Annotated in this window: 5 protein-coding genes; all 5 read right to left on the bottom strand. The window is 70.3% G+C overall.

The genetic code is table 11. The features are described from left to right. On the bottom strand, positions 1 to 686 hold a 686-nt coding region (locus BZY54_RS45435), incomplete at its 3' end, for an ABC transporter ATP-binding protein (RefSeq protein WP_086731208.1). Then, positions 683 to 1,747 carry an ABC transporter ATP-binding protein gene (locus tag BZY54_RS45430; protein ID WP_086731207.1) on the bottom strand — a complete coding sequence of 355 codons (1,065 nt, stop codon included), beginning with the start codon at positions 1,745 to 1,747 and terminating at the stop codon, positions 683 to 685. The genes BZY54_RS45435 and BZY54_RS45430, both read right to left, overlap by 4 nt. Beyond that, a complete protein-coding gene (locus BZY54_RS45425) occupies positions 1,744 to 2,670 on the bottom strand; it encodes an ABC transporter permease (RefSeq protein WP_086731206.1) in 927 nt (308 codons plus the stop codon). The genes BZY54_RS45430 and BZY54_RS45425 overlap by 4 nt, the downstream gene beginning before the upstream one ends. Next, on the bottom strand, positions 2,667 to 3,746 hold the full coding sequence (locus tag BZY54_RS45420; protein ID WP_086731209.1) for an ABC transporter permease: 1,080 nt from the start codon (positions 3,744 to 3,746) through the stop codon (positions 2,667 to 2,669). The genes BZY54_RS45425 and BZY54_RS45420 overlap by 4 nt, the downstream gene beginning before the upstream one ends. 12 nt (positions 3,747 to 3,758) lie before the next feature. After that, the gene (locus tag BZY54_RS45415; RefSeq protein WP_086731205.1) at positions 3,759 to 5,648 is read right to left on the bottom strand and encodes an ABC transporter substrate-binding protein; all 1,890 of its coding nucleotides are present in this window, start codon (positions 5,646 to 5,648) and stop codon (positions 3,759 to 3,761) included. Positions 5,649 to 6,020 lie beyond the last annotated feature (372 nt).

The raw sequence follows: 6,020 nt of genomic DNA, 5'->3' as shown, positions 1-6,020 counted from the left end.
CGGCCCAGGTACATCACCGCCACCCGGTCGGCGATGTTCCAGGCCAGGCCCAGGTCGTGGGTGACCACCAGCGCGGACAGCCCGAGCTCGTCGCGCAGCCGCAGCAGCAGCGCCAGGATCTCGCCGCGGACCGAGGCGTCGAGGGAGGCCACCGGCTCGTCGGCGACGACGAGTTCGGGCTGGAGGACCAGCGCGCCCGCGATGACGACCCGCTGGCGCTGACCGCCGGACAGCTCGTGCGGGTAGCGCAGGAAGAAGCGCTCGGGCGGCCGCAGCCCCGCCCGGGACAGCGCCTCGGCGACCGCCGCCCGCTCGTCGCCGTCGTACCCGTGGATGCGCAGCCCCTCGGCCACGGCGTCGTACACCGTGTGCCGTGGGTTGAGCGAGCCGCTCGGGTCCTGGAGGACCAGCTGGACCCGCTTGCGGTAGGCCTTCAGCGCGCGGGAGGAGTAGTCGAGCGGGGCGCCCGCGAAGGTGACGCGGCCCGTGGTCGGCGGGACCAGACCCATCAGGGAGCGGGCCAGCGTCGTCTTGCCGCAGCCCGACTCGCCGACCAGCGCCACGATCTCGCCCGGCCGGATGTCGAGATCCACCCCGTCCACCGCCCGGGCGGGCGGCGCACCGTGCCGGCCGGGAAAGGTGATGTGCAGGTCCTGGACGCTCAGCAGCGGTGGCGTGGCCGTCATGCGGTGCTGCTCCTCACTTCTTCGTCTTTCCCTCCGGCCTCCGGAGCGTCTTCAGCCCCTCCGGCCGTCACCGCCCCGCCTTCGGAGGCACCGTCCGCGGGCACCCCGTCGCCGGATCCCACGTGCACACACGCCGCCCGCCGGTCCGCTCCCGCCTCCCGCAGCACCTGGTCCTGCGTGGCGCAGACGTCCAGCGCGACCGGGCAGCGCGGGTGGAACGCACAGCCCGACGGCACCGCGGCCGGGTCGGGCGGGTCGCCGGGCAGACCGCGCGGGGCGAACCGCGACGCCGGGTCGCCGATCCTCGGGAACGCCTCCGACAGGGCCCTGCCGTAAGGGTGCCGCGCCCCGTCGTAGACCTGACGGGCCGGGCCCTCCTCCACCACCCGGCCCGCGTACATCACCGCGAGCCGGTCGCAGGTGTCGGACAGCACGGCGAGGTCGTGGCTGATCATGATCAGGCCCACGTCCTGCTCGCTCACCAGCTCCTCGATCAGACGCAGGATCTGGGCCTGGATCATCACGTCCAGCGCGGTGGTGGGCTCGTCGGCGACGATCAGACGCGGATCGCAGGCCAGCGCCATCGCGATCATCACGCGCTGCCGCTGCCCGCCGGACAGCTCGTGCGGGTAGGCGTTCGCCCGTGCCGCCGGCAGGCCCACCTGCTCCAGCAGCTCACCTGCCTTCTTCTTCGCACCCGCGGGGGTCGCCTTGCGGTGCAGCAGGATCGGCTCGGCGATCTGGTCGCCGACCCGGTGCACGGCGTTGAGGGAGTGCATCGCGCCCTGGAAGACGATCGACGCCCCGGCCCAGCGCACCGCCCGCACCTGCCCCCACTTCATCGTCAGGACGTCTTCGCCGTCCAGCAGGATCTTCCCGCCGACCCTGGCCCCGACCGGCAGCAGCCGCAGCAGCGCCAGCGCCAGCGTGGACTTGCCGCAGCCGGACTCGCCCGCGATGCCGAGCTTCTCGCCCGCGGCGAGGGTCAGATCGACCCCGCGTACGGCGGCCGCACCGCCCGGGTAGGTCACTTCCAGGTTCCGGACGTCGAGCAGGCTCAACGGGACACCCCCAGCCTGGGGTTGAGAACGGACTCCACCGCACGCCCGCACAGCGTGAACGCCAGTGCGACGACGGCGATCGCGATACCCGGCGGAACCAGGTACCACCAGTCGCCTGAGCTCACCGCCCCGGCCTCCCGGGCGTCCTGCAGCAGCCCGCCCCAGGACACGATCGTCGGATCCCCGAGCCCGAGGAAGGCCAGCGTCGCCTCGGCCAGGATCGCGGAGGAGATGATCAGGGTCGTCTGCGCCAGGACCAGCGGCATGACGTTGGGCAGCACATGGCGGGACATGATGTGCCAGTGCCCGCCGCCGAGCGCCTTCGCACGTTCGATGTACGGCCGTGACTCCACCGCCAGTGTCTGCGCCCGCACCAGCCGGGCCGTGGTGGGCCAGGTGGTCACGCCGATCGCCAGGATGATCGTGCCGAGCGAGCGGGACATCACGGTGGCCAGCGCGATGGCCAGCACCAGCGTCGGCATCACCAGGAACCAGTCCGTGACCCGCATCATCACCGTGGCGTACCAGCCGCGGAAGTGCCCGGCGGTGATCCCGATGAGCGCCCCGATCGCCACCGACAGCACGGCCGCGAGCAGCCCCACGAGCAGCGAGACCCGAGATCCCCAGATCACCAGCCCCAGCAGATTGCGCCCGAACTGGTCGGTGCCCAGCGGGAAGTGCCCGCTCGGGCTCTGCAGCGGCTGCCCCGGCGCGTCGGTCACGCTCGCCACGTCCGATCCGACGGTCAGCGGCGCGGTCAGCGCGACGAGCGCGAACAGCACGAGCGCGGCCAGCCCGAACACACCGGCGCGGTGCCTGCGGTACTCCTTCCAGAAGCGCGCGGCGGAGGCCCGGCGCCGCCGCCACGCCAGAGCGCGCGGACCGAGCGCCGCAGTGGTCTGCGTGGTCTGAGCGGTCGTCATCGGCCCACCCTCGGATCGAGCAGCGGATACAGGAGGTCGGCGAGGGTGTTCATGACGATCACCGCCGAGGCGAAGACGAAGAACAGCCCCTGCACCAGCGGCAGGTCGGGCACGCTCAGCGCCTGGTAGAACAGTCCGCCGAGCCCCGGCCAGGAGAAGACCGTCTCGACGAGGATGACCCCCGCCACGGTCCGGCCGAGGTTGACGAAGATCAGCGTCACGGTCGGCAGCAGTGCGTTCGGCACGGCGTGCCGGCGCCGGACCAGGTCGTCCCTGAGCCCCTTGGCCCGCGCGGTCGTCAGATAGTCGCTGCCCATCTCGTCCAGCAGCGCCGACCGGGTGACCAGCAGCGTCTGCCCGTACTCCACCGCGACCAGCGTCACCACCGGCAGGATGAGATGGTGGACGACGTCGACGACGTACGCGAAGCCCTCCTTGCCGCCCGACTCCATGCCCCCGGTCGGGAACAGACCCGGGATCGGGCCCGCGCCGACCGACAGCACGATGATGAGCAGCAGCCCCAGCCAGAACGACGGGATGGAGTACAGGGTCAGCGCCAGCCCGGTGTTGAGGCGGTCGCCGAGCCTGCCGTGCCGCCAGGCCGAGCGGGTGCCGAGGAAGATACCGAGCGCGGTGTACAGCACGAAGGCCGTGCCGGTGAGCAGCAGGGTGTTCGGCAGCGCCTCCGTGATCTTGTCGAGGACGGGGACATGGAACTGGTACGAGGTCCCCAGATCCCCGGTCAGCGCCTTGCCGCAGTAGTCCGTGAACTGCCGCCACATCGGCAGGTCGAGCCCGAACTCCCGCCGGTAGATGGCGATCTGCTCGGCCGACACCGGGCGGCCACCGGTCATGAACTTCACCGGGTCGCCCGGGATCAGCCGGAAGAGGAAGAAGCTGGTGACGAGCACGGCGAGCAGCGAGACGGCGGCACCGGCCAGCTTGCCCGCCACGTACCGCAGGTACGCGGTGGTGGTGCGCGCCTGCAGTGCGCGCCCGGCCCCCGCGGGCCCGGACTTCGCCGGGCCCGCGGCAGCCGCGTCCTCGACCAGCGAGGGTGTTGCTTCAGCGGTCATGGATACCTGCACCTACTCGCGGTCTCCTGCGGTGGCCCGGCGGCGCACCGTGAAGAGCACGGCCAGTCCGACGAGTACGACGACACCCGCGACGATCCCGATGACGACACCCGTCGACGTCGAACCGTCCGAGGAGTCCCCGGAGTTCGCCGGAACGGCGGACCACCAGCTCCAGTAGCCGTCCTGGCCGTAGATGTTGCCCGCCTGGGAGGGCATGGTGGTGATCGACTTGATCTGGTCCGTGCGGTAGGCCTCCACCGCGTTCGGATAGGCCATGATGTTCATGTACCCCAGGTCGTACAGCCGCGACTCCATCTGCTTGACCAGGTCCGCCCGTTTGGCGGGGTCGTACTCGGCGAGCTGCTGCGCGTACAGCTGGTCGTAGGTCTTGTCGCAGATGAAGTTGTCGGTGGCGCCGGTGTCCTTCGGCGTCTGCGGGCGGGCGTCGCAGGTGTGGATGGAGAGCACGAAGTCCGGGTCGGGGTTGACGGACCAGCCGTCGAAGGCCAGGTCGTACTTGCCAGCCAGCCAGGGGTCGGTCACGTTGTCCAGGCAGTCGAGGGACACCCCGATGCCCAGCTTGCCCCACCACTCCTGCAGGTACTTGCCGACGGCCTTGTCATTGGGATCGGTGGCGTGGCACAGCACGCGGTAGTTCAGCGGCTTGCCGTCCTTGCCGACCCGCTTGCCGTCGGAGTTCCTCTTGTACCCCGCCTCGTCGAGCAGCTGCCCCGCCTTCGTCGGGTCGTAGGCCAGTTCCTGCCCGGCCGACGGCTTCCAGAAGTACGACGAGAAGCGCGGCGGGATGTAGCCCTGGCCCTCGACCGCGTGGCCCTGGAAGACCTTGTCGACGATCGCCTTGCGGTCCACCGCCATGAACAGTGCGTGCCGTACCCGCTCGTCGAGCAGGGACGGGGCGCCGTCACCGAACTTCTGGCCGTTCTTGGCCTGCGCGCCCGGGTTGGTGGCGAGGGCGTAGAAGCGGCGGCCGGGCGCGTCGTTGACGTGGATGTTCTTGTCGCCCTTGAGAGAGGCGGCCTGGGCCGGCGTCAGCGAGGGCGAGCCCGCCACGAAGGAGACCTCGCCCTTGCGCAGGGCGGCCACGGCGGCGTCCTGGTCCTTGTAGTACCGGAAGACCAGCTCGTCGAACTTGGGCGCGCCCCGCCAGAAGTCCTTGTTGGCCTTCAGCCGCACATAGCTGTCCGGCTTGTAGTCGGTGAGGACGAACGGCCCGTTGCCGACGATCGGGAAGCTCTTGTCGTTGTTGAACTTCGAGAAGTCCTTGACGTTCTCCCACACGTGCTTGGGCACGATCGGCACGTCCAGTGCCGTCATCGTGGCCTGCGGCTTCTTCAGCTGGATCACCAGCTTGGTGGGGCTGGGCGCGGTGACCTTCGAGAAGTTGCCGACGAAGCTGCCGTTGGCGGTGGCCGCGCCGTCGTCGGTCATCATCTTGTTGAACGTCCACGACGCGTCCTCGGCGGTGACCGGCTGCCCGTCCGACCACTTGGTGTTGGAGCGGATCGTGTAGGTCCAGGTCAGCTTGTCCGGCGACGACTCCCACTTGGTGGCGAGGGCCGGAACGGCGTGGGCGTCCTTGGGGTCGTAGTTGGTCAGGTACTCGTACATCAGCCGGCCGATGCTCGTGCTGAGCAGTCGTACCGCCAGGAACGGGCTGAGCGAGTCGACGCTCTGGGCGACGGCGACGGTGAGGACCTTGTCGCCCTTCTTGGCCTCCTTGGCCTCCACGCCCTGCGCCGCCCTGGCGGGCGCGGCCGAGGCCGCCGGGGTCGCGAGCCCGGACGCGAGGAGGAGGGCGGTGGCGCCCGCGGCGGCGAGGAGCCGCGCCCCCCTCGGGCGGGGGCCGGTACGTCCTCTGCCGTGCTGATCGTGTGTGTTCATGGCTCGGTGACCTCGCGTCATCGCTCGCGCGGAACGATGTGGCCCCGCGCGGGGCGGCTTGAACAGATGTGAACAGGCTGGAACGTGCTTGTGTGAGCTTGATCGGTTGACGCCGGGTGAATGAAGTGTGTGTCTATCAGCGGCAGTCTGCGCGCGTCAACGGTGTGTCAAACCCCATGTGGCCTGCGGAAATAACGAATTCGCTGCTCTTTCGCCCTCATTGGTGGAGACCTCTGACGCCTTCCTGGTGAGGGCGTGGCGGCGGATTTCCGCCGGTTCTGTCTGCGAACGCGCGAAGGCCCGCGCCGTCGGTCACGGCGCGGGCCTCGAAAGGGTGGGCGGCGGCCTCCGGGAGGCCGCCGCCCACCCTTT

This window comes from Streptomyces carpinensis (assembly GCF_002154505.1).
GTDB lineage: Bacteria > Actinomycetota > Actinomycetes > Streptomycetales > Streptomycetaceae > Streptomyces > Streptomyces carpinensis.
This window is presented reverse-complemented; position numbering and strand designations above follow the sequence as displayed.

Bases quoted from the DNA above. Each gene is read 5' to 3' on its own strand.
- BZY54_RS45425 (WP_086731206.1), bottom strand. From the start codon at position 2,670: ATGACGACCGCTCAGACCACGCAGACCACTGCGGCGCTCGGTCCGCGC.
- BZY54_RS45420 (WP_086731209.1), bottom strand. From the start codon at position 3,746: ATGACCGCTGAAGCAACACCCTCGCTGGTCGAGGACGCGGCTGCCGCG.
- BZY54_RS45415 (WP_086731205.1), bottom strand. From the start codon at position 5,648: ATGAACACACACGATCAGCACGGCAGAGGACGTACCGGCCCCCGCCCG.